Below are 25,725 nucleotides of genomic sequence, written 5' to 3' on the forward strand. Positions count from 1 at the left end.
TTCCGGGCGCCTGACAGCACGTCATCCGGGCACGAGAGAGGGCCGGGTCATCGACCCGGCCCTTCCCGTTCGCGGTGGCGACGCCGTTACTCGGCGGACTCCTCCGCGCGGCGACGACGCATCGTCATCGCGGCGATCAAGAGCGCACCTGCGACGAGCAGGCCGCCCGCGCCCCACAGGAGTGGCGCTCCCGCGAACCCGGTCGAGGCGATGGCGCCCGGCTGCGGGATCTTGACGGTGACCGTCGAGTCGTCGCAGAGCACCGGCAATGCGGGATCGATCATCGAGAACAGCGTGACCTCACCCTCCTCGGTCGGTGCCTGCGGATCGGGCAGGTCGTTCCAGCAGACCTCGCCGGTGTTGTCGACGCTCGACTTCTTGGATGCGGGGTTCAGCGTGACGCTCAGCACCACGTCGGGAGCATCGGGCTCGATGCCGCCGATCATGCCGTTCAGCACGCAGTGCAGGGTGCCGCCGTAGCCGGCCGAGTCCGTGCCGGTCACCTCGCAGTCGTCCCAGCGCGGGAAGGCGGGAGCGGGATCGGTCGTGATCGCCGTGACCTTGAGGTCGGCGGGGATCTCGTCGAACAGCTCCATGGCCTCGACCGCGCCGAGCCCCGAGTTGGTGACCGACAGCGTGTAGTCGAACGAGCTTCCTGGCTTCGCCTCGGTCACGCTCGACGTCTTCAGGATGTCGACCGTCGGATCGCGCTGCACCTCGCAGGCCGGGGTGGCCTGCGGGTAGACCGCGAGCACAGACTGGCTCGGGTTGACCTGGAAGGTGATCGTCATCGGGTTGAACTGGTCGGCGAACGCGTAGCTCTCGAGCTTCGAGTCCTTCACCATGTTCTCCCAGATGTCGACGATGCCGTTCTCACCGACCACGTCGCCCTCCTGGATCAGGCGCCAGCCGGGCCATCCGATCGCGATGCCCTCGTCGTTGACCACGCCGTACGGCCACAGCACCCGCCCGTTGCGCTCCTCCCACGGGATCTCCGTGACGATCGGCGTGGCATCGGGGTAGACGCTCGCGTCGGGCGTCCACGTGACCGTGATCGGACCCGGAGTGACCGAGCCGGTCGTCTGCACGTCGTGGTACAGGTACGGAATGTCGTTGACGCACTGCACGTAGGCGTTCGCCTGCATGGCCCTGGTCGGAACCTCGGCGGTGTCGCAGTCGTTCGTGGGATCGACGTCGAACTCCGAGACCTCGACGCACGCCGTGTTCTCGATGTTCTCGGCCGGCTCGAGCGGCGGAGCCTCACTCGGGTTCTCCGGCAGCTCCGGTCCGACGGCGGGGTCCTTCAGCGTCACGGGGATCGTGATCGTCACGATCGGACCGGGTCCGAAGGTCGCATCGGTCGTCCAGGTCAGCTCGTTGCCGTTCTGGAGGAACGTCCACGATCCGATCGGGTCGAGCGTGATGTCGGCCGGGTCGAAGTCGAGCGAGTCGGACAGGGTGTCAGTCACGACGACGCCTTCGACCGGCGTCGGTCCGTTGTTCGTCACCGTCAGCACCCACTCGAACGTGTTCTCGTCGGTGCCCGCTTCGACCGCGTCGACGCCATCCGGCAGCACCGCGGTCTTCACGATGCCGACCTCGACGATCGGGATGTCGACGCAGCCGCTGATCGGCGTCTCGACCTGGCCGTTCGTGAAGAGCGCCCCGTTGAAGAAGCCGTGGCCGCTCTCGGTCGCGACGCACTTCGCGAGGTCGATGTCGGTGATCGTCGTGACATCGACGATCGCCGTGATCGACCAGGTCTGGTCGATCCCCGCGAGGATCGGCCGGCCGTCGGCCAGCACCGTGTCGTCACCGGTGCCGGTCCAGTCGGCGACCGGGGCGCCGTCGGGATCCACTGCCGTCGCCGTGAATGTCGCGCCCGCCGGGAAGGCCGGCTCGTCGCTCAGGTCGTAGAAGAGGTCCTTGTCGGGATCGGCCGTCACGACGATGTCGTAGTTCACCGTCCACGTGCCGTCGGGGTTCTCAGTCGGCACGCCGTCGACCGTCTTCACGGCGGTGGCGCGTCCCGGCTCGTCGCAGGCGCTCGCCTCCGTCGGCAGGTCGCCCACGGTGAGGATGGCCGTGTTGCGGAAGCCGCCCTCTCCGTCGGTGCACTCGACGGTCTCGTCGTCCCACGCGTCCTCGCTCACGGTCGCGTCCACCGTCACGAAGTACTCGTGGGTGTGTTCGCCGGCGGTGAGGATCGTGTTGTCCGCGAGCACCTCGACGGGCTCGACGGACGGATCCGCCCAGCTTCCGCTGGTTGCGCCCGGGCCGGTCCACGTCGCCTCGTCGACCGTGATGCCCTCGCCGAAGTCGGCGAGCGTGTCACTGAGGTCGTAGGTGACGGCGGAGACCACGCTCTTGTCGGTGACGACGATCTTGTACTCGATCGTCCAGCTGCCGTCGGCGTTCTGGACGGTGGAGACGACCTCCTTGTCGAGGTCGTACGTGGCCGGAGCCGCGGTGTTGGTGATCTCGCAGGTCACCTCCTGTCCGGGCTGCAGCAGTACGTCTCCGTCGGCTGCATCGAGCACGAGCGGCTCGACGCCGTTCGTGGCCTGGCAGCTCCACAGCGAGGGAACGAACTCGTCGTCACCCGGGAAGTCCGCGGCTTCGGCGAGCGTGTAGGCCACGTTCGAGTCGACCGTGCCGCTCGCGGTACCGGCGCCGCTGACGATCGGCGGGTTGGCGCCATCGGCAGCGGTCAGCATCCAGAGCGTCGCAGGGAAGTCCGGTGCGATCTCGAGGGGAAGCACCTTCTTCACGAGCGTCAGCTCGGGCGCGACATCCGTGTTCGTGATCTCGCAGTCGACGGATGCGCCGAGCGTCGTGACCGTGAGGGTCGCGTTCGTCGAACCGGGTGCGGACACGAGCGTGAAGGCGTCGGGCCCCTCGGGCGAGGTGCAGGTCCACGTCGCCGAGACGGTGTACGCGACGCCGTTCGGGTAGGTGGTGCTCACCTCGTTGAGGGTGTAGCCGACGCCGAGTTCCACGGGCCCGCTGGCGGTGCCGGTGCCCGAGAAGGTGTCGTCGGGCAGACCGACGTTGGTGCCGCTGAGCGTCCAGTCGTCGGCGACCGCCTCACCGCCGTGCTGGTTGACGACGTTCTTCTCGAGGGTGACCGTCTGCGTGCAGGTGACGGGGTTCGTCACGGTGTACGTGTTCACCGTGCCTGCGAGCGTCTTGTCGCCCACGCCGATCGGGTCGTCGGCGATGCAGCCATCGGGCACCAGCACCTCCGACTCGTCGACGGTCACCTCGGCGCCGTCCGCGAACGGGCCCTGCTCGGTGCTCCACGGCACGTCCTGGCCATCGAGCGTCGCCTGGGCGGTGAAGCCCTCGGGGAGGGACGGGCTGTCCCACTCGATCGGCTCGCCGCCGTTGATCGTCCACAGCTTCTCGAGCACCACGACCACCGGAACGTCGAAGCAGGCGTCATCGGTGTAGGTGTCGCCGGAGGTGACGGTCGCCGTGTTGGCGAGGCCCTGCTCCTCGCAGCTCAGCGTCGGATCGCTCGGCGTGGATGCCACCGTGAACTTCACGAGCACGGTGAACACGTCGCTCGCGCCGCCAGGCAGCGCCTGGTTCGCGACGATCGAGTCCGTCGTCGGCGGCGTGGCGCTCCAGCCCGGATCGACCGTCGCGTCGGAGCTCGTCACCGTGCGCCCCGTGATGGTCGCCGCGTCGGCGAAGTCCGGCGTGTCCTCGAGGTCGTAGACGAGCTCCTGGTCGGGCGAGAGGTTCTTCACCGTGATGGTGTAGCTCGCCTCCCAGTGGTCGCCGACCTTGGTGACGGAACCGGAGGTGACCTTCGTGACCTCAGGCTCGGCCGGTACACTGCAACCGGTGTCGGTCTGCGTGCTGCCGCCGGAGGTGAGGAGCACCTCGTTCAGGAACCCGACGTCCGGGGCCTCCTGGCTCGGCGTGCACGTGTCGGTCGCCGGGTCGGCGAACGCCGCCGTGTCGACCGTCGCGGTCACCGTGACGGTGTACTCCTCGACCGCATCGATGCCGAGGGTGCGCGGCGAACCGACGAGCGTCGCCGTCGGGTCCGCCTCGGGGTCGGCCCAGCCGCCCGAGGTCTCCCCGCTCCAGTCGGCGGACAGGATGTCGATCTCGGGACCGAACCTCAGCGTGTCCTGGAGCGTGTACGTCGTCACGAACTCGGCGTTGCCGGTGACCGTGATGTCGTACGTCATCGTCCAGACGCCATCGGCGCCCTGCACGACGGTCGGGTCTCCCTTCTCGACCGTCGGCTCGCCGCCTTCGGAGATGTCGGTGCAGTCGCTGTCGTCGACGACGAAGCTCCCGCTCGTGAGCACGGCCGTGTTGAAGAAGCCCTTGCCCGCGGTCGGAGCGGTCGGAACGCACTCGAGATCGGCGTCGGGCACGGTGCCGAACGGCACGTCGACGTTCAGCACGATCGTGTAGTCGTGCGTGGCGCCGGCCGCGATCGGGGTGCTCCCGACGACCGCGATGGGTCCGCCGGCGTACGGCTGGGCCGCCCCGCCGTCGATCGTGTACGAGTTGAACTCGACTCCGGCCGGGAAGCCCGGCTCGTCGGACAGCACGTAGTACGAGGGCTTGGCACCGGGATCGGTGTTCGAGACCGTCAGCGTGTAGGTCACGTTCCAGCTGCTGTCGGGCTGCTGGGACGACGTGGCCCCGGACTTCTCGATCTTCGGAACGCTCGGTGCGTCGCAGGCGGTGTCAGGGGTGGCGACTCCGGCGACCGTCAGGATGGCCAGGTTGTTGAACGCACCGTCGTTCTGGTTCGACGGGCACGCCGACTGTGCGGGCGTGAGTGTCGGCCCGGTCAGCACGATGCCGCTCACGGTGATGCGGTAAACATCGCTCGGATCGGGGTCGCCGGCCGGGAGATGCGCACCGACGGCGAGCGCCGTGCCGTCGACCCACGGCACCGCCGTTCCGCCGTCCTCGGAGAGCGTGAAGGTCGCCGCCGAAGCGTCGACGCCGGCGCCGAACCTGGTGTCGTCGAGGAGGTCGTACACACCGCCGATCGCACCGGTGTTCGTGACGGTGATGTCGTAGGCGATCGACCACGTTCCGTCGGCGGCCTGGCTCACCGAGCCCGGCACGACGGTCTTGTCGTGCACGATCGTGGGCTTGTCGACCGGCACGCAGCCGGTCGCCGAACCGGTCTGGTTGCCGGCGGTGACGGTGGCGGCGTTGTCGAGGTTCGGGCAGAGGAGCGCCGGGGCATCCGCCCCGATCTCGACCGTCACCGACACGCTGTAGACGTGCGTGTCGACGCCGGCGGTGCCGGCGAGCGTCACGTCGTCGGCGAGCAGCGTGTTCGGCGCGACGCCGGTCCAGCCCGCCACGGGCGTCACGCCGGCAGGCGGAGTGACGCTGCGGTCGAGCACCGTCACGGATGCCGGGTAGTCGAGCTCATCGGCGAGGTCGTACTGCACGCTCGTCGTGGCCGACGGGTTCGTCACCGTGATCGTGTACGGGAGCGTCCACGTGCCGTCGCCGTTGTCGACCGCCGCGCCGCCGACCTTCGCGATCGTCGGCTTCACCGGGATCGAGCAGTCCTTCGCCGGGTAGTCGACGCCGCCGACGGTCATGACCGCGGTGTTCAGGAACCCGACGGTGCCGGGCGCGCCCGCGTCGCACGCGGTCGGGCTGGTGCCGCCGAAGTCGGTGCCCGGAGCCACCGTCGCGTTGACCGTCACGTGCCAGGTGTGCGAGGTGCCCGTGACCAGCGACGGTTCGCCGGCGAAGGCCTGGACGTCGCCGAATGGCACGGTCCATGCCGTCGACGATCCCGGCGGCGCGGGCAGTGTGCGCTGGTAGCTCGCGCTGTTCACCGTGACATCGCTTCCGAAGTCGAGCTGATCGGTGAGACTGTACGCGAGGTCCTGGAACGCGCTCGGGTTCGTGACGACGATGTCGTAGCCGATGTCCCAGCTGGCGCCGTCGGCGTTCGGCGTCGGCACCGCAGCCGTCTTCACGATCGTCGGGGTGATCGGCTTCAGCGTGTTCGTCACGGTGCAGTCGACCGTGTCGCCCGGTGCGAGCGGTGAGACCGAGGGGCCGGGAACCGCTGCTCCCCCGTTCTTCGCACAGAGCCACGTGCCGGCCTGGAACTGGTCGGCGTTCGGCAGCGCGGTCGACTCGGAGAGCGCGATCGTCGCACCGGCGGGCACGGCGACGAATCCGGCGGTGCCGCCGGCACCCTGTGCGACGGTGACCGCGCCGACCGTTGCGGCGAGGTTCCACGAGGTCGCCGGTGCGACACCGTCGGTGACGACCTTCGTCAGCTTGAGCTTCGGCGGGACCGGCGTGTTCGTGATGACGCAGGTGCCCTGGGCGAGCGCCGGCAGCGTGATCGTCGTCGTGACGGCGTACGGGCCATCGGGGCTCGTCTGGCATCTCACGTCGACCTGCTGGTATCCGGTGGGACCGCCGGACTCGGAGATCGTGTAACTCGTGCCCGGACGAACCAGCACGGTACCCCCGGTCGTGGTCTCCTCCGGGTCGAGGCCGGGGATCGCGGCGTTCGGCGTTGCGATGAGGGTCCAGTCGCTCGGGTCGGGGTCGGTGCCCGCGAGCGGCTGCACGCTCTTGACGAGCGTGAGCTGTGCGGTCTGGTTGACCGCGGTGCACTGCACGCGGAAGCCGAGCGGCACCGTCACTCCGCCGTTCAACCCGTCGGCGAACCCGGGAACCACGGCGCCCTGCGCGTCCACCTGCACGCAGTCCCAGCTGCCCTCCGACGGCGGAACGGGGTCGGCGTTCAAGCCGAGTGTCTGCACATAGCGGGGGTCGCCGGCCTCGGTGAGGGGGTAGCGGACGTTCGGAGTCACGGAAGCGGTCACGCCGGTCGTGCCGCTCGGGCCGTCGAGGGCTCCGCCCGGGGCGACCGCATCGAGGTTCCACGTGTTCGCGGCGACGCCGCCGTTCGCCACGGTCTTCTTCAGCGTCAGCGTGGTGTCGCACGTGACCGTGTTCGTGATCGTGTACGAGTTTGCCCCCGGTTGCAGCGTCGCGTTGTACGGCAGCGTCGCGTTGGGGTTCTGGCCGTTCGCCATCGTGACCCGACGATCGGTGATCCGACAGAGATCGCGTGAACCCACGCCCGTCGTCTCATCGAGCGCGACGGTGGCGTTCGCCGGGAACGGGCCCTGCGACGTCACCCACGGTGCATCCGCACCGGCGACCTTCAGCTGAGCGGTGAGACCGCTCGGCTGGTTGCCGTGCTGGTACGTGACGCCGTCGACGACCCAGACCTTGTCGACGCTGAGGGCCGATTGCGGCAACGGCGGCCGGTTCCAGACCGTACAGGTGATCGCCTGCGTCGAGCTCACGGGAACCGAGAACCCGGTGTCCAGATTGCCCACCGCGACCGGAGCATTCGTCGCCTGGTCCGTGCAGACCGCGTTCTTGCCGTCCGTCTGCACGATGCTGTGCCCCTGCGGGTCCTCTGTGACGTTCACGGTGCCGGTCGTGGTGCCGCCCGCGAAGGTGAGCGGCAGGTTGACGGCACCGGTTCCGGCAGCCGTCGTCCCGTCCTGCGACGGAGGGGTGATGCCGGGGGTCGTCGGCGCGGCGGTGAACTTCCAGCCGCCAGCCGGGGTCTGCCCGGTCTTCTGCTCGCCGGTGCTCGAACTCGAGACGACCTGCTTGACGACCGAGACCGAGCCCTGGCAGGCGCCGAGGGCGATGTTGCGGAGGATCTGCCCGGCCTCGTCATAGCTGTCCGACTGGAAGTAGTCGGAGTTCAACTGGTCGCCCGAGATGGCGATGAGGTTGTCGGGCGAGCCGCCGACGCCGCTGCCGACGCCGAATGCGATGACCCGGGTGCCGAGCGCCTTCACGGCGTTCGCCGAGAACACGCCGTTCTCGACCTCGCGGAAGCGGGTGCGATTGCCCGGCCCCTCGTCGTTCGCGTAGACCGTCGGGTTGCCGTCGGTGAGCACCAGCGCGATGTCGTACTGCGTGTTGCTCGTCGCGACCTGGGAGATGCCGCGATCCCAGTTCGTCGCCTCGGTCGGCGTGCTGAAGCTGTCGATGTGATCGCGCACGGTGTTCGCACCGGCGACCGTCGAGACGGGCGTGATGCCGAGGTTGGCTCCGGCGGTGGCCGGTGCGACGTTGTTGAACGTGAAGATGCCGACCTGCGACGGGGTGCCCTGGAGTGCCGTGACGAAGCCCTTCGCCGCATCCTTCAGGTCGTCGAAGCTCGGCGCAACGGAGCCGGAGAGGTCGATGACGAGGGCGATGCGCACGCCGCACTGCTGGGCGCGTGCGGGGTTGGCGAGCGAGTTCTGCCAGATTCCGCCGGAGGCGTTGTTCGAGCTGTTGCCCGTGGCGATCATGAAGTCGCTCAGCGAGCTGAGCGTCTCACCGGCGTCGACGTCCGCGATGCGGAATCGGTACGGCGCAGAGGCGGGCGTCTCGCCGACGGCGAGCGTGTCGTTGGCGAACCACCCGGCCGGAACGCCGGCCGTCGCCTGGGCGACCCAGAAGTTGGAGTTGTTGGCGTTCGGTACGGCGAAGGAGCAGACGCCGGCCGGGGACGAGACGCACGTGGCCCACGGCTGGTTGATGACCGAGCCGAACGAGCCGTTGTCGTCGGTGTAGAGCTGCAGGGTCACTCCCCCGAGGCCGCCGACGCTGGAGGTTCCCGTGCGCGATCCGCCCACCTGGACGTCGATGGTCGCCGGGCCGCTGTAGGTCTGGGTGAACGTGCACGAGGCCGAACGGTGGTTCCCGTTCCCGTGGTTGCTCTCCGGGAACTCGACGGTGCGATTCGCGACGCTGACGTCGACCTGGTTGCTGCTCGTCGTGCACGCGAACGTCGTGGTGTAGTTCGGCACGCTCCCCTCGGCGAAGAGGGTGTACTCGGAATCCCAGGGCACCAGACGTGTCTGCCCGGAGGTGAAGTTGTAGTTGTCGCTCGCACCGTTCGCGCGGACCGCGTGCAGCGTCCAGTCCGCGACCGTCGCGGTTCCGCCGACGACGACCGTCGTCATGGTGAGGCTGGAGCAGTCGTTCCCCGTGCAGCTCGCGGTATCGGCCGGGAAGACCGCCATGGGCGTGACATCCGTCGGCGCCTTCGGCTCCTGGGCCGGTGGGGCCTGCGCCGGCGGATCGGACGGAGCCTCCGTCGCGGGAGGCTCTTCGGTCGGGGTGACCGAGGGTTCGTCGCTCGAGGGCACCTCACTCGACGGCGTCTCACTCGCCGGCGCCTCATTCGAGGACTCGTCGCTCGACGTCTCGTCGCTCGGCGTGGCTTCCTGCGTCTCGCTCGTGGCGGCATCCGGAGCCGGCTCGCCCGCCTGTTCCGCGAACGCCGTCATCGGCAGCCCGATCGCCAGCAGTGCACCGACCGAGAGCGAGGCGATGAGCGCAGTCGCTCTGCGCTTCCGCGTCTCAACTCGCTGTCGGCGCGACCGGCGGGGGCGAGCGTCATCGTGGGAAGTGTTGCCGAACCAGCTGTCCATGGTGGCCTTCTTGTGCTCTGGTGAGAACGCGGGGACGTGCGACTGTTGCGCAGCCGGGGCGAGTCAAGCAGAGAAAATGGGGGACACGAAAGAGGCGGACTGGCACCAATCCGGGGGACATGATTCGGTTCGAACCAGTCCCGATCAGGGATTTCATGGGAATTGTCACCCGAAAGCGGGGTACGCGAGATTTGCTCACGCGCCTCGAATGGGGGACACGCAGAGATCCGGCCCTGTGCCCGCGAGGCGCGCGGATGCCGCGGCTCACGTGAGCCGCGGCATCCGTGTGCCTGACCCGCTCCGGCTACACTCCCCCGGTGCGCCGCCTCCGGATCAGGACGTAGGCGACGGCGATGCCGCCCACCAGGAGCATGCCCGCGGCGACCCAGACGAAGGGTCCGCCGGCGAAGCCGGTGCTCGCGATGGCGGCGCCGGGCTGCGGCACACGCACGGTGACCGACGAGTCGTCGCACAGGATCTGCTCGGCGGGATCGAGCGGGATCGCTCCTTCCGCCGCGGGAGCGGTCTCGTCGTCGGGCAGGTCGTTCCAGCAGATCTCACCGGTGTTCACGATGCTCGACGAGGTCGACTTCGGATGCAGGGTGACCGAGAGCACCACATCGGGTGCATCCGGCCTGGTACCGCCGATCTGCCCGTTCAGGATGCAGTGCAGGGTGCCGCCGTAGCCGGCGGAATCTTCACCGGTCACCTCGCAGTCGTCCCAGCGCGGGAACGCGGGAGCCGGCGGCGTGGTGATCGAGGTCACCTTGAGGCCGGCCGGGATCTCGTCGAAGAGTTCCATGGCCTTCGTGGCGCCGAGCCCCGGGTTCGTGATCGACAGGGTGTAGTCGAACGTTCCACCGGGCATCACCGAGGTCACGCTCGACGTCTTCTCGATGAGCGGCCCTGACTCACGGGTCACCGCACAGGCCGGTGTCGCCTGCGGGTAGACCGCGAGCACGGACTGGCTCGGGTTGATCTCGAACGTGATCGTCATGGGATGCAGCTGATCGGCGAACGCGTAGCTCGGCAGCGACGAGTCCTTCACCATGTTCTCCCACGAGTCCACGATCGTGCCCTCGCCGACGACGTCTCCCGGTTCGGCGAGGCGCCATCCGGGCCAGGCGATCGAGATGCCCTCGTCGTTCACCTCGCCGTACGGCCACAGCACGCGGCCGTTGCGCTCCTCCCAGGGGATGATCGTCACGACCGGCACCGCGTCGGGGTAGAACACCGGGTCGGGCGTCCACGTGACCGTGATGTCGGACGGGGGGACCGGTCCGGCCGTCATGACGTTGTGGTACAGCCACGGCACATCGTTGATGCACTGCACGTACGCATTCGCCTGCATGGCCTTGGTCGGCACCGTGGTGTCGTCGCAGTCGTTGCCGGGGTTCAGGTCGCTGGCGGGCAGCGACGGGACGTCGACCGCGGCGAGCGCGGCACCGTCGAGCTCGATCGGAGGTTCGGGCACCACTATCTCGACGCACGCCTCGTTCATGACGGGCTCGGCCGGCACGGGCTCCGGCGGCACCTCGGGGTTCTCGGGCAGCGGCCCGATCGGCTCGCCGAGGAACCGCACCTGGAACCGGAACTCCGTGACGGAGCCGGAGGCGTAGATGCCGTCGTAGACCGCGGTGAACTGGTTGCCCGTGAACGACGCATCCCAGTTGGGATCGGCCGGGTCGATGTCGATGGCGCTGAGCACCTCGAGCGTGTCGGGCAGGAGGTCGGTCACCACCGCGCCGGGAACGTCGGGTCCGTGGTTCGTCACCGTGAGGGTGAACCAGAAGTCGGATGCCTCGGGGTCGGTGTCGTCGATCGCCTCGACGCCCTCGGGCAGCTCGTAGCCCTTCACGATGCCGAGGTCGGCCGGGTTCGCGGTGTTCACGATGCCGCAGGTGACGTCGCCGCCCGCCGGCACGTGGACCTCCGCCTCGGGCTGGCGCTTCTCGAGCACCTCGCCCTCGTCATCGCACTCCCACTCGCCCGGCACGTAGGTGCCGTCCGCGACGTAGGGGTTGTCGGAGTCGGGGTTCGGCCGCTCGCTCAGGTCGTACCAGCCCTCGGGAACGAGGGAGGTCCTTCCCGGGTCGGACATGCCGGGATCCTCGACCGTGACGGGGCCTTCGGCCTTCAGCAGCCAATCGCTCGGCACGGCGAGCGGGATGTCGGGCTCGACGACCTCGTTGATGTCCTCGATCGCCTCGTTGTCGACGTCCTTGATGAGCGTCAGGCGCCCGGGAGCGTCGCAGGCCTCGTCCTCACGCTCGCCCGTGCCGATCGTGACGACCCCGGTGTTCGAGAACCCGCCGCCGTCCTCGCCGTCGCAGCCGTACTCGGGCGCGCCGTCGTCGTCGATCACCGCGGTGATCCGCACGAACCAGTGGTCGGTCGCCCCGACGGCGAGCGGATGATCCGCCGCGATCAGGTACAGCCCGACCGGGTCGATCGGGGCCGGGCCCCCGAGCGGGGTGCCCGGATCGATGTCGGGGTCCTCCCCCGGTGCCCAGTACGTGATCGACCCGATCGTCATGCCCTGGCCGAAGTCGGTCTCGTCCGTCAGCATGTACGCGGTGTCGACGTCTCCGGTGTTCTCGACGTCGAGCGTGTAGTCGAGCGTCCAGGTGCCGGTGGCGACGTCGAGGTTGGTCTCCACGACGTTCTTGTCGATCATCACGTCGGGGGTCGGGTTGTCGGTGACGCAGTCGTCGATCGGCACCGGTTGCACGGCGGCCGTGACGATGTCGGGGCATCGACCGTTCTCACTCGGGGTGACGATGTTCGCCAGCACCCGGCCGAACGCATCGTCGTCGACCTTCACGGTGAACGAGATGCTCGTCTCCGCTCCCGGAGCGAGCGTCGGGATCGACCAGGTCAGGGTCGTGCCGACGAGGGCGAGCGGCGGCGCGATCACCGTCGTCATCTCAGAGTCGTCGAGCACGTCGCCGAGGTCGTCGACGAGCTGCGCGCCGGTCACCGGCACGAACCCGTCGTTCTTGGCGTGCAGCGTGTATGTGACGTTCTGGCCGGGTTCGACGGTGCTTCCGTCGGCCGGGCTGACCGTCTTCCATGCGAGCCATCTCGGCGCGAGGGTGTTCAGCACCCAGCAGTGGGTCGTCGTCTCCTTCGCGACGCCGGCCGTGAAGGTTCGAGCGACCGGATCGAACGGCACGGCGACCGCGGCGTCCATGTCGGGTGTGGTGCCGCACTTCGCGCCGGTCAGCAGGCTGCCGTCGCTCGGCGTCTCCGTGAAGGTGACCTGCCGAGCGGGCGGGTTCGGAACCACCTCGAAGCCGGTCACCTCGAACGGGTCCGTCTGGCTGGACGCGTCGGTGGTGTCCGAGTCGGGATCGACGTCGGTCGTCGCGGTCGAGAACTCCCAGCCGACGCCGCCCGGCGTGCCCGGGAATGCCGCACCGACCTGCTTGTGGACGATGACGTTGCCGCCGCAGAGCGCCTCAGCGACGAGCTGCAGGTCGTCGGCGAGGCTCGCGTAGTTGTCGGAGGTCATGTAGTCGGCGTCCGAGATGTTCGAGCCGTCGAACTCGTCGGGACCTGAGATCGCCTCGATCGGGCCGAGCGAGACGTCGGGGCCGACCGCCACCACGAAGACGTGCGACGAGGCGCCCTTGATCGAGTCGGCCTCCAGGATCGCCGGATTCACCGCATCGGGCGAGCCGTCGGGGAACTCACCGCCGATGTCCGGGTCGACCGTGTTCGGGTTGCCGTCGGTGATCACGATCGTGAGTTCGACGGGCACGTCGCTGAAGCCCCCGAACGACCCGAGGCCGACTTCGAGTCCGCGCTTCCAGTTCGTCCAGCCATCTGAGATCAGGCTGCCGTACGAGCCCTGGATCGTCGCGAGGTTCGCCGTCGTGAGCGCCATCGCCGATTGCAGCAGCGCAGCATCCTGGTCGAAGGAGGTGACGGAGACCTCGGAGCCCGTGTCCTTCAGCGCCGAGGTGAACGCGTCGGCGGCGTCCTTCAGGTCGTCCATGCCGTCGGAGCCGATCGATCCCGACTTGTCGAGCACGAGCGCGAAGTCGAGCCCGCAGCTGTTGGCGAGCGGGGGGTTCGGTGCGGGCTGCGGGTCCGCAGCGGCAGCGGAACTGCGGAGACCGGCCTGCTGCTCGGCCAGACAGGCGTCGCGGGCGCTGCGGTCGTCGTTGCCGATCGGGATCGCCAGGCAATCGACCGGCGCCGGCGCGGCGAGCACCTCCGGTGCCGGGTCCTCTTCGGCGGCCTCCTCAGCCGGGGGCGCCGCCTCCTCAGTCGGGGGCGCCGCCTCCTCGGCCGGGGGCGCGACCTCCTCACCCGTGGGCGCCTCACCCGCCGGCGGCGCCTCGGGTTCCGCTGCCGGCTCGTCGGCCGGCACGGCCGCCTGGTCGGCGGCCACGGGCGGCGTCGCCAGTTCGTCGGCGGCGGCGAGGGTGGGGCCGCCGAAGAGGATGAGCGCCCCGACCGTGACCGCGGCGAGCATCGCTCGGATCGGCGAGGACGGTGGCGCTCCTGAGACTTCGGTGCTGGCGACGGAACGAGTGCGCAGTTTGCGATGCATGACGGACTCCACGTTCAAGTGCGGGAAAGCCGGCTCGGGCGGATCTCGGGTCAGCGGCACCCAGTCTTCTCGCACTTCTCAGGCAAATTCAAGAAATTCTCATGTTTTTGTGTCCCCCAGTTCGTGGGGTACGACGGTCGGCATCGGCGAGCGCGAACATGCACTCGACCCCTCGCGATCCCAGGCGAACAGCGGGGAACAGGGCCTCGTCGCGGTGGCGGATCGGCCGAACCGATGACCGGGCTTCATCGGCCGTGTACCCCGAATGACGGATGCCGCGGCTCGCGCGAGCCGCGGCATCCGAGTCATCCGTCGCCGCCGCGATCGCCGCGCGGCCACCGCATTCCGGCCGGCCCGCCATCGCTAGGGTTGGAGCGTGAGCGAGCGCGGGTCGGGAGCCCCACACCACCATGAGGAGACGTTCGACGAGCGCGCGGGCCGCGACCCCCTCGGCCTCGACGAGCACTCCCCGACCACGAGGGAACGCTTCGACGCGATGAGCCAGCCGATCCGCGACCGCTTCGAGCAACCCATCAGCACGGTCAGCACGATCACGCAGAAGACGCTCGCCCTCTTCCCGGTTCGGGTCTGGCGCCATTTCCTCGACCGCAACGGCTTCATCCTCTCCTCGGGCATGAGCTACCAGGCGCTCTTCGCGATCTTCGCCGCGGTCTACGTCGCCTTCGCGGTCTTCGGCATCTGGCTCACGAGCAACAAGGCGACGCTCGACGCCTTCATCGCGCTGCTCAACACCTACGCCCCCGGCCTGATCGGGGACAACGGCGTCATCCCCACAGAGGAGCTCACGCAGATCGCCGCCTCCAGCACGAGCCTCTTCGGCTGGACCGGCGCCGTCGCCCTGGCTGGATTCATCTGGACGGCGATCGGATGGATCACGTACTCGCGCATGGCGGTGCGCAGCATCTTCGGCCTCCCGAAGGACCGCCGTGCGTACGTCTTCCTCAAGACGCGCGACTTCCTCGCCGGGTTCAGCTTCGGTGCGATCCTCCTGGTCGCCACGGTGCTCTCCGTCGCGACCACCTCGTTCCTCGGCTGGATGACTGAGCTGCTCGGGCTGTCGAGCGACTCGGGCTGGTACGGGTTCCTCGTGCAGGGCGGATCGCTCCTCGTCGTCTTCGTGATCGACACCTTCGCCCTCGCCGTGATGTTCCGCTTCCTGTCGGGAGCCGCGATGCCATGGCACCGCATGTGGGTCGGCTCGCTGCTCGGCTCCGCCGCGCTCTCGGTGCTCCAGGTGATCGGCGGCGCCCTGCTCTCCCGTTCGAGCACGAACCCGCTGCTCGCGACGTTCACGGTGTTCATCGGTCTCCTCCTGTGGTTCCGGCTCACGAGCATCGTCATCCTCGTCGCCGCGAGCTGGATCGCCGTCGAGGCATCCGACGCCCATGAGACCCTCCGCATGGTGACCCCGGAGCAGCTCGCGGCCGAACAGCGCGACCGGGAGCAGCGCGCACTCGTGACGGCCGCGCAGGTGCGGGTGCGCGAGGCGCGGAAGGACCTCGGGGCGGCCAACTGGTTCGAGCGGATCCCCGCCAGACGCCGCCTCGCCAAGGCCGAGCAGCGGCTCGCGGATCTCGAGGCGACGGCGCCGCCTGCCGGGCGGCGAGTCGACGTCTGAGGCCTCCCGTAGGATCGATCCATGCCCTCAGCGAAGCCCCTCCGTCTGGCCAGCGTCAACGTCAACGGAGTGCGCGCGGCATTCCGCAAGGGCATGGGCGAGTGGCTCGCCGCGCGTGACGTCGACATCCTCGCGATGCAGGAGGTCCGCGCCTCGACCGAAGACCTGCAGGGCCTGCTCGGCGACGAGTGGGACATCCTGCACGACCCGGCGACCGCCAAGGGGCGCGCGGGTGTCGCGATCGCCAGCCGCAACCGGGCCAGCATCCACCGTGTCGAGCTCGGCGCGGCCGATTTCGACAGCGCGGGCCGCTGGCTCGAAGCCGACTACGAGGTGGGCGAGCGCATCGTCACCGTCGTCTCGGCGTACGTGCACTCGGGCGTGGTCGACACCCCGAAGCAGGTCGAGAAGTACAAGTTCCTCGATGCGATGGTCGAGCGGATGCCGCGGCTCGCGGCGCACTCCGAGCTCGCCGTGATCGTGGGCGACCTGAACGTCGGCCACCGCACGCTCGACATCAAGAACTGGAAGGGCAACGTGAAGCGAGCCGGTTTCCTGCCCGAAGAGCGCGCCTACTTCGACCGCTTCGTCGGCGCAGAGGGCGACGCCGACTACAACGCAGGCGGCGGGCTCGGCTGGATCGACCTCGGCCGCCGCTTCGCCGGCGAGGTCGACGGTCCCTACACGTGGTGGTCGCAGCGCGGCAAGGCGTTCGACACCGACACCGGCTGGCGCATCGACTACCAGGTCGCGACCCCCGCCCTTGCCGATGCCGCCGTCGCCTACGTGATCGACCGTGCCGACTCCTGGGACACGCGATGGTCCGACCACGCTCCCGTGGTCGTCGACTACGCCATCTGACCTGCCGCACCGCGGCCGCACACTTCGAAGGATCTCCACATGACGCAGAAGCCCCGCCTCTACTCGGGCATGCAGCCCTCCGCCGACTCGCTCCACGCGGGCAACTACATCGGCGCCCTCCTGCAGTGGAAGGAGCTGCAGTCCACGCACGACGCCTTCTTCTCGGTCGTCGACATGCACGCCATCACCGTGTCGCAAGATCCGGCCGAACTGCGCGAGAAGACCCGCCGCACCGCCGCGCAGTACATCGCGGCCGGCATCGACCCCTCGAACTCGACCCTCTACGTGCAGTCGCACGTGCCCGCGCACGCACAACTCGCGTGGGTGCTGAACACCATCACGGGCTTCGGCGAGGCCGGGCGCATGACGCAGTTCAAGGACAAGTCGCAGAAGCAGGGCGCCGACGCCACGAGCGTCGGCCTCTTCGCCTACCCCGTGCTCATGGCGGCCGACATCCTGCTCTACCAGACCGAGGTCGTGCCGGTCGGCGACGACCAGAAACAGCATGTCGAGCTCACCCGCGACCTCGCGACCCGGTTCAACGCGCGCTACGGCGCCGACACCTTCGTGCTGCCCGAACCCGTGATCCAGCGCGAGACCGCTCGCATCTACGACCTGCAGAACCCGACGTCGAAGATGTCGAAGTCGGGCGAGACGCCGGCCGGCATCCTGTGGCTGCTCGACGAGCCGTCGGTCACCGCGAAGAAGATCATGCGAGCAGTCACCGACACCGACGGCGAGGTGCGCTTCGACCGCGAGCACAAGCCGGGCGTCTCGAACCTGCTCACGATCTTCTCCGTGCTGTCGGGGCGCACCATCGCCGAGATCGAGCAGGAGTTCGCGGGCCGCGGCTACGGCGACTTCAAGAAGGCGCTCGCCGAGGTCGTCGTGGGCGCGTTCGAGCCGATCCGGTCACGGGCGCTCGAGCTGCTCGACGACCCTGCCGAACTGGATCGCCTGCTTGCCGTCAACGCCGGCCGGGCAAGCGAGGTCGCCGAGGGCACCCTCGCGACGGTCTACGACCGCATCGGATTCCTCCGGCGCACGCGCTGACCATGCGGCCCGTCGTCCTCCGCACCGAACGCCTCGTGCTCGACCTCCCGGTCGAGCACGATACGGAGCTCGTGGCGCACTACTGCGGCGACCCGCTGTTCCTCAAGTACCTGACGACGCCATGGCCGTACACGGTCGAGCACGCGCGAGCATTCCTCACGGAGTATGTGCCGGCGGCCTGGGCGTCCGGCGACGAACTGACCTGGGCGATCCGCCGTCACGAGGGCGATTCCCTCCTCGGGGTCATCTGCTTCCGACGCGGCAACGAGATCGGCTTCTGGCTCGGCGCCGAACACCGGGGCGATGCCCTCATGGCCGAGGCCCTGAGCGCGGTCTGCGAGTGGGCGTTCAGCGGCACCGTCCCCGACGTCGAGTCCGTGCTCTGGCGTGCGAACGAAGGCAATCGGGCCTCGGCTCATGTCGCGCGCGCCGCGGGATTCCGGCGGATCACGCCCCGCATCGCCACCGTGCCCGACCGCCGCGGCCACCCGCTGCCCGCGTGGCACGCCGAGCACCGTGCCGAGGTCGAACCCGACGCGTTCGCGAGTTGGGAGCCGATCCTCGGGAGCGCGACATGAGCGATCCGTCGTTGCCGATCGCCCTCGCGCCCGTCGTGCTGTTCGACCTCGACGACACCCTCATGGCGCACCGCGCAGCGGTGCGCGCCGGCATCGCCCTGCACATGCGAGAACTGGCATACGAGGGCGACCCTACTGCGGCGTCGAGCCTGTGGCATGACCTCGAAGAGCAGCACTACCACTCGTACCTCGCGGGCCACCTGACCTTCGAAGGACAGCGCAGGGCGCGCGCCCGCGACTTCGCCATCGCGCACGGAGACGAACTCGACGAGCTCGCGGCCGGCGCCTGGTTCGACCGCTACTTCGAGCGGTACCGCGACTCGTGGTCGCTGCACGACGACGCACTGCCAGCCCTCGACGCACTCGCGCAGGCGTTGCCGGGAGTGCGGTTCGGCATCATCACGAACGGCGAACCCGACTTCCAGCTCGCCAAGCTCGAACGGCTCGGCATCCGCGACCGGTTCGAGCACGTCATCGCCTCGGGCGAGGTCGGCGTGACGAAGCCCGACGCCGAGATCTTCCGGGTCGCGCTCGAGCGATTCGCCGCTGTCGCGCCCGTCGGTCGGGCGGCGTACATCGGCGACCGCTTCGAGACCGACGCGGTCGGTGCGGCGGAGGCCGGCCTCGTCGGCGTCTGGCTGAATCGCACGGGCGACGCCGGGGCGCCGGGCCCTGCGGTATCCGGCGTGCTCGAGATCTCCTCGCTCAGCGAACTGCCGGCCCTGCTCACGTCGCGCCTCGCCGGCTGAGCGTTCCGCGGGAACGAGGAAGGGCCGGGCGCACCCCCATGCGCCCGGCCCTGCTCTTCAACCGTACCTTCGGTGCGGTCGATCACGTCATCGCGTCGCCGTGCGTCCGTGAGCTGCACGGCTCACGGCGTGGCGGTCGACGATCAGACGACGTCGTCGTCGACCCAGTCGAGGGTCTTCGAGACGGCCTTCTTCCAGTTGCGGTCGAGGCGCGCTCGCTCGGCCTCGTCCATCGACGGGGTCCAGCGCTTGTCCTCCTGCCAGTTGGCGCGGAGTTCGTCGAGGCTCGACCAGAAGCCGACCGCGAGACCGGCCGCGTACGCAGCGCCGAGTGCGGTCGTCTCCGCCACGACCGGTCGCACGACGGGCACGCCGAGGATGTCGGCCTGGAACTGCAGCAGCGTGTCGTTGGCGGTCGCACCGCCGTCGACACGGAGCTCGGTCAGGTCGACCCCGGCATCGGCGTTCACGGCCTCGATGACGTCGCGCGTCTGGAACGCAATGGCCTCGAGCGCGGCGCGGGCGATGTGGCCCTTGTTGACGTAGCGGGTGAGGCCGACGAGCGCGCCGCGGGCGTCGGGGCGCCAGTACGGCGCGAACAGTCCCGAGAACGCGGGCACGAAGTACGCACCGCCGTTGTCCTCCACCGACTTCGCGAGCTCTTCGACCTCGGCAGCCGAGGAGATGAGGCCGACGTTGTCGCGGAGCCACTGGATGAGCGAACCCGTGACGGCGATCGATCCCTCGAGGGCGTAGTGCACCGGCTGGTCGCCGAGCTTGTACCCGACGGTCGTGAGCAGGCCGTTCTTCGAGTGGACGATCTCCTCGCCCGTGTTGAAGATCAGGAAGTTGCCCGTGCCGTAGGTGTTCTTCGCCTCGCCCGTCTCGAACGCGGCCTGGCCGAACGTCGCGGCCTGCTGGTCGCCGAGGATGCCCGAGATGGGGGTCTCGCGGAGCAACGAGTGCTCGTTCGCGATGCCGTACACCTCGGACGAGCTCTTGATCTCGGGGAGCATCGACTTCGGCACGCCGAACGCGGCGAGGATGTCGTCGTCCCACTGGAGCGTCTCGAGGTCCATGAACATCGTGCGCGAGGCGTTCGTCACGTCGGTCGCGTGCACGCCGCCGTCGACGCCGCCCGTCAGGTTCCACAGCACCCAGGTGTCGGTCGTGCCGAACAGCAGGTCGCCGGCCTCCGCCTTCTCCCGTGCGCCGGGCACGTTCTCGAGGATCCAGACGATCTTCGTGCCCGAGAAGTACGTCGCCAGCGGCAGGCCGACCTTCTCCTTGAACCGCTCGACGCCGCCGTCGGCCGCGAGACGGTCGACGATCGACTGGGTGCGCGTGTCCTGCCAGACGATCGCGTTGTACACCGGCTCACCGGTGTTCTTGTCCCACACCACCGCGGTCTCGCGCTGGTTGGTGATGCCCACCGCTGCGATGTCGTGCCGGGTGAGCTTCGCCTTGCCGAGGGCCTGGCCGATCACCTCGCCCGTGTTGTGCCAGATCTCGGTGGGGTCGTGCTCGACCCAGCCCGCCTTGGGGAAGATCTGCTCGTGCTCGAGCTGCCCGGTCGAGACGATCGATCCGGCCTTGTCGAAGATGATCGCGCGCGACGAGGTCGTGCCCTGGTCGATCGCGAGGATGTAGTCGGCCATCTGAGAACTCCGTTGCTGTCAGTGAAACGAATGGATGAGGTGGACGGGTCAGCCGAGCAGCGGGAGCAGCGGGATCGCCGCCAGGCCTGCAGCGATTCCGCCGAGCAGCGGGCCGACGACCGGCACCCACGAGTACGACCAGTCGCTGCCGCCCTTGCCTTTGATGGGCAGGAGGGCGTGCGCGATGCGCGGGCCGAGGTCACGGGCCGGGTTGATCGCGTAGCCAGTCGGGCCGCCGAGCGAGGCGCCGATGCCGATCACGAGGAGGGCCACGGGCAGCGCGCCGAGGGCCGCCATGCCGCCGTCGCCCTGTCGACCGCCGCCGAAGCCGATGACCACGAAGACCAGGACGAAGGTGCCGATGAACTCGGTGACGAGGTTCCAGCCGTACGAGCGGATCGCGGGGCCGGTCGAGAAGACGCCGAGCTTGGTGCCGGCGTCGGGCTCGGCGTCGAAGTGCTGCTTGTACGCGAGCCAGCAGACGATCGCACCGAGGAAGGCGCCGATCAGCTGCGCGGCGATGTAGGTGAGCACCGACACGATGGTGACCGGCACGGTGGTGCCGAACGACGCGTTCCCGAACTCGGTCGCGCCGTTGGCGACGAGGCCGACCGTCACGGCCGGGTTCAGCTGCGCGCCCGAGGCGTACGACACGATGACACCGGCGAAGACCGCGAGGCCCCAGCCGAAGTTGATCATGAGCGTGCCGCCGCCGAAGCCCTTCGTCTTGGCGAGGATGACGTTCGCGACGACGCCGCAGCCGAGCAGCACGAGCATCGCCGTGCCGACGAGTTCGGACAGGAAGACGATTCCGAGATTGTCCACATTGACCTTCTTTCTTAGGGTGTGGTGCACGCCGCCTGGGCGACCGTCGTCCGGGAGGCTCCGTCGAAGCTATCGGGCGTTCCAGCCCGGAATGTGCGGATTCCGGTGCACATGCGTGCAGATTGTGCGACCTCAGACGAGGGTGGCGGATGCCTCCAGCTCGACCCCGTGGCGCTCGGCGAGCAGCTCCCGGGTGCTGGCCGTCTCGACGGCACGGCGCTCGAAGTCCCAGCCCAGTTCGGTGCCGACGATCTCGGCGAGCTCGTCGAGGAGCGGCGCCGTGAGCGCTCCGGTGAAGGCGATGCTCGTGCGGCGAAGCACGACGTCGGCGAGGTGCACGACCCGCTCGGTGCCGGCAAGCCAGGCGATCTCGCGCCGGCTGTAGCCCGCGTGGTGGGCGAGCGGCTCGTCGCGCTCGCCCTCGATCGAGGCGATGAACGCCTCGGCACGCGTGCCGTAGCGCTCGAGCAGCTCCTCGGCGCGGAGGCGGCCGATCTCGTCGCCGTGCGAGACGGTCCAGACGCGGCGGGCGTCGTCGGTCGTCGGGTACCCGGCGCCGCCGCCGATCGCGAGCCCCGCCGTGGAGCGGGTGCGGTCGCGGCCGAGGAGTTCGAGCACCTCGTTCGAGAGGTGCTCGGCGAGCGCGCGGAACGTGGTCCACTTGCCGCCCACGAGGCTCAGCAGCGTGGTGCCGGGGCGCTCGGGGACATCCGCTCGTTCGATGCGGTAGTCGCGGGAGACGAATCCGGGCGCCTCGTCGTCGTGTCGCGGCAGCGGGCGCACGCCCGAGAAGCGGTAGACGATCTGCGAACGGTCGACGGGCACTGCTGGGAAAACGTGCGCGATGAGTTCGAAGAAGTAGTCGACCTCGGCCTCGGTGCACACGGCGGGCTCCCGCATGTCGTGTTCGAGGTCGGTCGTGCCGACCATGACCTTGCCCTTCAGGGGGTAGATCAGCACGATGCGGCCGTCCTCGTGCTCGAAGAAGATCTCGCGCCCGCCGGTCGCGGCGAGGAGCTCGTCGTTGTCGAGCACGATGTGCGACCCCTTGGTGCCGCCCATGAACGCGGTGGGGCGCCCGAACCCCTCGTTGGTGAGGTCGGTCCACGGCCCCGAGGTGTTCACGACGACGTCGGCGGCGACGTCGAACTCCGCGCCCGTGAGGGTGTCGCGGAGGCGCACGCCCTCGGCGCCCATGCCGACGGCCTCGAGGTAGTTCGCGGCCCGGGCGCGCCCGCCGGCTGCGAGCCCGTCGAAGAGCACGTCGAGCGCGAGCCGCTCGGGGTCGTGCATGCTCGCGTCGTAGTAGGTCGCGGTGTACCTGATGCCGGCGTTCAGTGCGGGCAGCTCGGCGAGCGAACGCTTGCGACCGTGGAAGCGGTGGCGCGGCACCGAGCCGCCGTCGCGCGAGAAGGCGTCGTAGATCGTGAGGCCGGTCTTGATGAGCGCGGCGCCGCGCTCGGTGGGCTTGCCCGACTTGTGGGTGAGGAAGCGCATGGGCGCCGAGAGGATGCCCGAGAAGGTCGAGAAGATCGGCACGGTCGTCTCGAGCGGCTTCACGTAGTGGGGTGCGATGCGGATGAGCGCGTTGCGCTCGGTCACCGACTCCTTCACGAGCCGGAACTCGCCGTTCTCGAGGTAGCGGATGCCGCCGTGGATCATGTGCGACGAGGCGGCGGATGCCCCGGAGACGAAGTCGCCCCGTTCGACGAGCACGACGTCGACACCCTGCAGTGCGAGGTCGCGGAACGTCGCGATGCCGTTGATGCCGGCGCCGATGACGAGGACGGAGGCCTGCGGCCGGGTGCGGATGGCCGCGACATCCGCTCGCTCGCCGCTCGAGCTGGGGCGGGGCTGGTTCGGGGTCGTCTGCTGCGGAGACATCGCTGTCCTCTCGGGTGTGGAACGGCGGCTTGCGTCGAGCATGCCTGGTGTGGATGAATACATCGTGAACACGGCGGAACGAACTTGCAAGCCGGGTGAACGAACGTGCAAGGATGACCAGGATGAACGAGCAGCCAGCCGGGACCGTCGAGGACGGCACCGAATCAGTGCCGGGGAAGACGCGCGACGCGCTTCGAGCAGCGCATCTGTACTACATGCAGGACCTCACGATGGATGCGATCGCGCACGAGCTGCACACCTCGCGATCCTCCGTCTCGCGCCTGCTCAGCCATGCCAGGGCGAGCGGACTCGTCGAGATCTCGATCCACTCCCCGCTCGACCTGCCGAGCCGTATCGAGCAGGAGATCCTCGAGCGTTTCGCCGTCGGCGCGCACGTCATCCCAGTGCCCGATCACGCCAGCGACGTCGACCGACTCGACCGCGTCGCCCTCTCGGCTGCACGAATTCTCGGACGTTTCGTCGATTCGAACCAGACGATCGGCATCGCGTGGGGCTCAACGATGAGCGCGATGAGCCGCCACCTCGTTCCGAAGGCCACCCACAACTCCGAGGTCGTGCAGCTGAACGGCGCCGGCAACGGCCGCACCACCGGCATCGTCTACGCGAGCGAGCTGCTGCGCCGCTTCGGCGACGCGTTCGGCGCCCGCGTGCAGCAGTTCCCGGTGCCCGCCTTCTTCGACGACCCCGAGACGCGCCGCGCCTTCTGGCGCGAACGCAGCACCCGCCGCCTCCTCGACCTGCAGGAGCGCATGGACGTCGCGCTCTTCGGCGTCGGCTCCCCCTTCGCCGAGGTGCCGAGCCACGTCTACCAGGGCGGCTACCTCGAGCGGGCCGACTACGAGGCCCTCTCCCGCGACGGCGCGGTCGGCGACGTCGCCACCGTCTTCTACCGCGCCGACGGCTCGACCGACGGCATCTCGCTGAACGAGCGCGCCACCGGCCCCGACTTCGCCGTGCTGCGACGCGCACCCCGGCGCATCTGCGTCGTCTCGGGCCGCGCGAAGCTCGCGAGCCTCCGCGGCGCACTCGCCGCAGGGCTCATCACCGACCTCATCGTCGACGAGGGCACCGCGCGAGCCCTCGTCGAGTCTCCGAATGACCGGGAATAGCCGCGCGTCGCACGCGTTGACCTAGAATCGAGTGAGATACGTGCTCCGGGGTCGGTGTAAGTCCGAACCGGCGGTGACAGTCCGCGAACTGCGAGCGCGAGGTCGAAAGGCCCCGCACCCGTGGTCGAACCGGTGGAACTCCGGTACCGACGGTGAAAGTCCGGATGGGAGGCGCACGGGTCGGCAGCGCCTGTGCGCCGCCGACCGAGGCCGTCGACGACCGTCGACCACGTCCAGCACCCCGGAGCCCTGAGACAGGATCACGGATGAGTGCGGAAGAGCAGACGGCAGCGGATGTCGCGGCGATGCGTCGTGCGCTCGAGCTCGCGACCCGCGGACCGGCACGGGGCGTGAACCCGCGCGTCGGCTGCGTCATCCTCTCCCCCGGCGGCGAGGTCGTCGCCGAGGGCTGGCATCGCGGCGCCGGCACCACCCACGCCGAGGTCGACGCGCTCGCCAAACTCGAACCCGGCGCCGCCCACGGCGCGACCGCGGTCGTCACGCTCGAACCCTGCAACCACACCGGGCACACGGGCCCCTGCGCGGTCGCGCTCATCGAGGCCGGCATCGGCCGCGTCGTGTACGCCGTCGCCGACCCGGGCGACCACTCCTCGGGCGGTGCGCAGCGCCTGCGCGACGCCGGCGTCGAGGTCACCACTGGCGTACTCGCCGACGAGGTCGAGGCGATGCTCGACGACTGGCTCTTCGCGGCACGCAACCATCGCCCGCACGTCACGGTCAAGTGGGCGTCGAGCCTCGACGGGCGCGCAGCGGCCGCCGACGGCACGAGCCAGTGGATCACCGGCGGCGAGGCCCGCGCCGACGTGCACCGGCGCCGATCGGCCGCCGACGCGATCGCCGTCGGCACGGGCACCGTGTTCGCCGACGACCCGTCGCTCACCGCACGGGCGCCCGGCGGCGAGTTCTTCGACGCACAGCCGGTGCCGGTCGTCTTCGGGCGGCGCGAGACGCCATCGGATGCCGCGATCACCCGGCACCCGCACGCCCCCCTGTTCTTCGCGGGCACCGATCTGCGGGCCGATCTCGCGGAGCTCGCCGGCCGGGGCATCCGCTCGCTCTTCATCGAAGGCGGCCCGACGCTCGCGAGCGCCTTCATCGCCGACGGCCTCGTCGACGAACTCCTCGTCTACCTCGCCCCGACGCTCCTCGGCGGCCCGCGCCTCGCCCTCGGCGAGCTCGGCGTGCCGACGATCGACGGGGCGCTCCGCTTCGACTTCGCCGTCGTCGAACGACTCGGCGACGATCTCCTGCTCGTCGCCCGCCCCAAGCCCACGGAAGGGAACTGAC

At 69.4% G+C, this 25,725-nt stretch carries 12 protein-coding genes and 1 riboswitch; of the genes, 7 read left to right on the forward strand and 5 right to left on the reverse strand.

What is annotated here, in order from left to right; all coding sequences use genetic code 11:
- Positions 1-86 precede the first annotated feature (86 nt).
- Entirely contained in the window at positions 87-9,479 is a 9,393-nt protein-coding gene (locus ASE14_RS05750; RefSeq protein WP_056652163.1) for a DUF11 domain-containing protein, read from the reverse strand.
- 304 nt (positions 9,480-9,783) lie between these two features.
- Positions 9,784-13,962: a VWA domain-containing protein gene (locus ASE14_RS05755; RefSeq protein ID WP_157372835.1), complete on the reverse strand. Its 4,179-nt coding sequence runs from the start codon at positions 13,960-13,962 to the stop codon at positions 9,784-9,786.
- 454 nt (positions 13,963-14,416) lie between these two features.
- Between ASE14_RS05755 and ASE14_RS05760 the strand changes: the two genes are divergently transcribed.
- Genes ASE14_RS05760 through ASE14_RS05780 form a run of 5 tightly spaced genes read left to right on the forward strand, consistent with a single transcriptional unit; the run spans position 14,417 to position 18,920 of the window.
- Complete coding sequence (locus ASE14_RS05760) at positions 14,417-15,679, forward strand: YihY/virulence factor BrkB family protein (RefSeq protein ID WP_157372836.1); 1,263 nt, start codon at positions 14,417-14,419, stop codon at positions 15,677-15,679.
- Between the two features lie 21 nt (positions 15,680-15,700).
- A complete protein-coding gene (locus ASE14_RS05765; protein WP_056652171.1) occupies positions 15,701-16,540 on the forward strand; it encodes an exodeoxyribonuclease III in 840 nt (279 codons plus the stop codon).
- 39 nt (positions 16,541-16,579) lie between these two features.
- A complete protein-coding gene (gene trpS, locus ASE14_RS05770) occupies positions 16,580-17,593 on the forward strand; it encodes a tryptophan--tRNA ligase (RefSeq protein WP_056652174.1) in 1,014 nt (337 codons plus the stop codon).
- Between the two features lie 2 nt (positions 17,594-17,595).
- A complete protein-coding gene (locus ASE14_RS05775) occupies positions 17,596-18,171 on the forward strand; it encodes a GNAT family N-acetyltransferase (protein ID WP_056652177.1) in 576 nt (191 codons plus the stop codon).
- Positions 18,168-18,920: an HAD family hydrolase gene (locus tag ASE14_RS05780; RefSeq protein WP_235511119.1), complete on the forward strand. Its 753-nt coding sequence runs from the start codon at positions 18,168-18,170 to the stop codon at positions 18,918-18,920. Before ASE14_RS05775 ends, ASE14_RS05780 begins: the two co-directional genes overlap by 4 nt.
- Positions 18,921-19,063: 143 nt before the next feature.
- On the opposite strand, the gene glpK is transcribed toward ASE14_RS05780, so the two are convergent.
- The 3 genes from glpK to ASE14_RS05795 form a co-directional block, all read right to left on the reverse strand.
- Positions 19,064-20,578 carry a glycerol kinase GlpK gene (glpK, locus tag ASE14_RS05785; protein ID WP_056652180.1) on the reverse strand — a complete coding sequence of 505 codons (1,515 nt, stop codon included), beginning with the start codon at positions 20,576-20,578 and terminating at the stop codon, positions 19,064-19,066.
- Between the two features lie 48 nt (positions 20,579-20,626).
- A complete protein-coding gene (locus tag ASE14_RS05790) occupies positions 20,627-21,355 on the reverse strand; it encodes an MIP/aquaporin family protein (protein WP_056655871.1) in 729 nt (242 codons plus the stop codon).
- A 180-nt stretch (positions 21,356-21,535) separates the two neighbouring features.
- Positions 21,536-23,287: a glycerol-3-phosphate dehydrogenase/oxidase gene (locus ASE14_RS05795; protein WP_056652182.1), complete on the reverse strand. Its 1,752-nt coding sequence runs from the start codon at positions 23,285-23,287 to the stop codon at positions 21,536-21,538.
- A 122-nt stretch (positions 23,288-23,409) separates the two neighbouring features.
- Here ASE14_RS05795 and ASE14_RS05800 point away from each other — a divergent pair, with 122 nt between their 5' ends.
- Positions 23,410-24,417, forward strand: coding sequence for a sugar-binding transcriptional regulator (locus ASE14_RS05800; protein WP_056652185.1), 1,008 nt, complete (start codon positions 23,410-23,412; stop codon positions 24,415-24,417).
- Positions 24,418-24,454: 37 nt separating this feature from the next.
- A riboswitch (FMN riboswitch) is annotated at positions 24,455-24,597 on the forward strand.
- 86 nt (positions 24,598-24,683) lie between these two features.
- Positions 24,684-25,724, forward strand: coding sequence for a bifunctional diaminohydroxyphosphoribosylaminopyrimidine deaminase/5-amino-6-(5-phosphoribosylamino)uracil reductase RibD (ribD, locus tag ASE14_RS05805; RefSeq protein ID WP_056652188.1), 1,041 nt, complete (start codon positions 24,684-24,686; stop codon positions 25,722-25,724).
- Position 25,725: the final 1 nt, after the last annotated feature.

The organism is Agromyces sp. Root81 (assembly GCF_001429165.1).
GTDB lineage: Bacteria > Actinomycetota > Actinomycetes > Actinomycetales > Microbacteriaceae > Agromyces.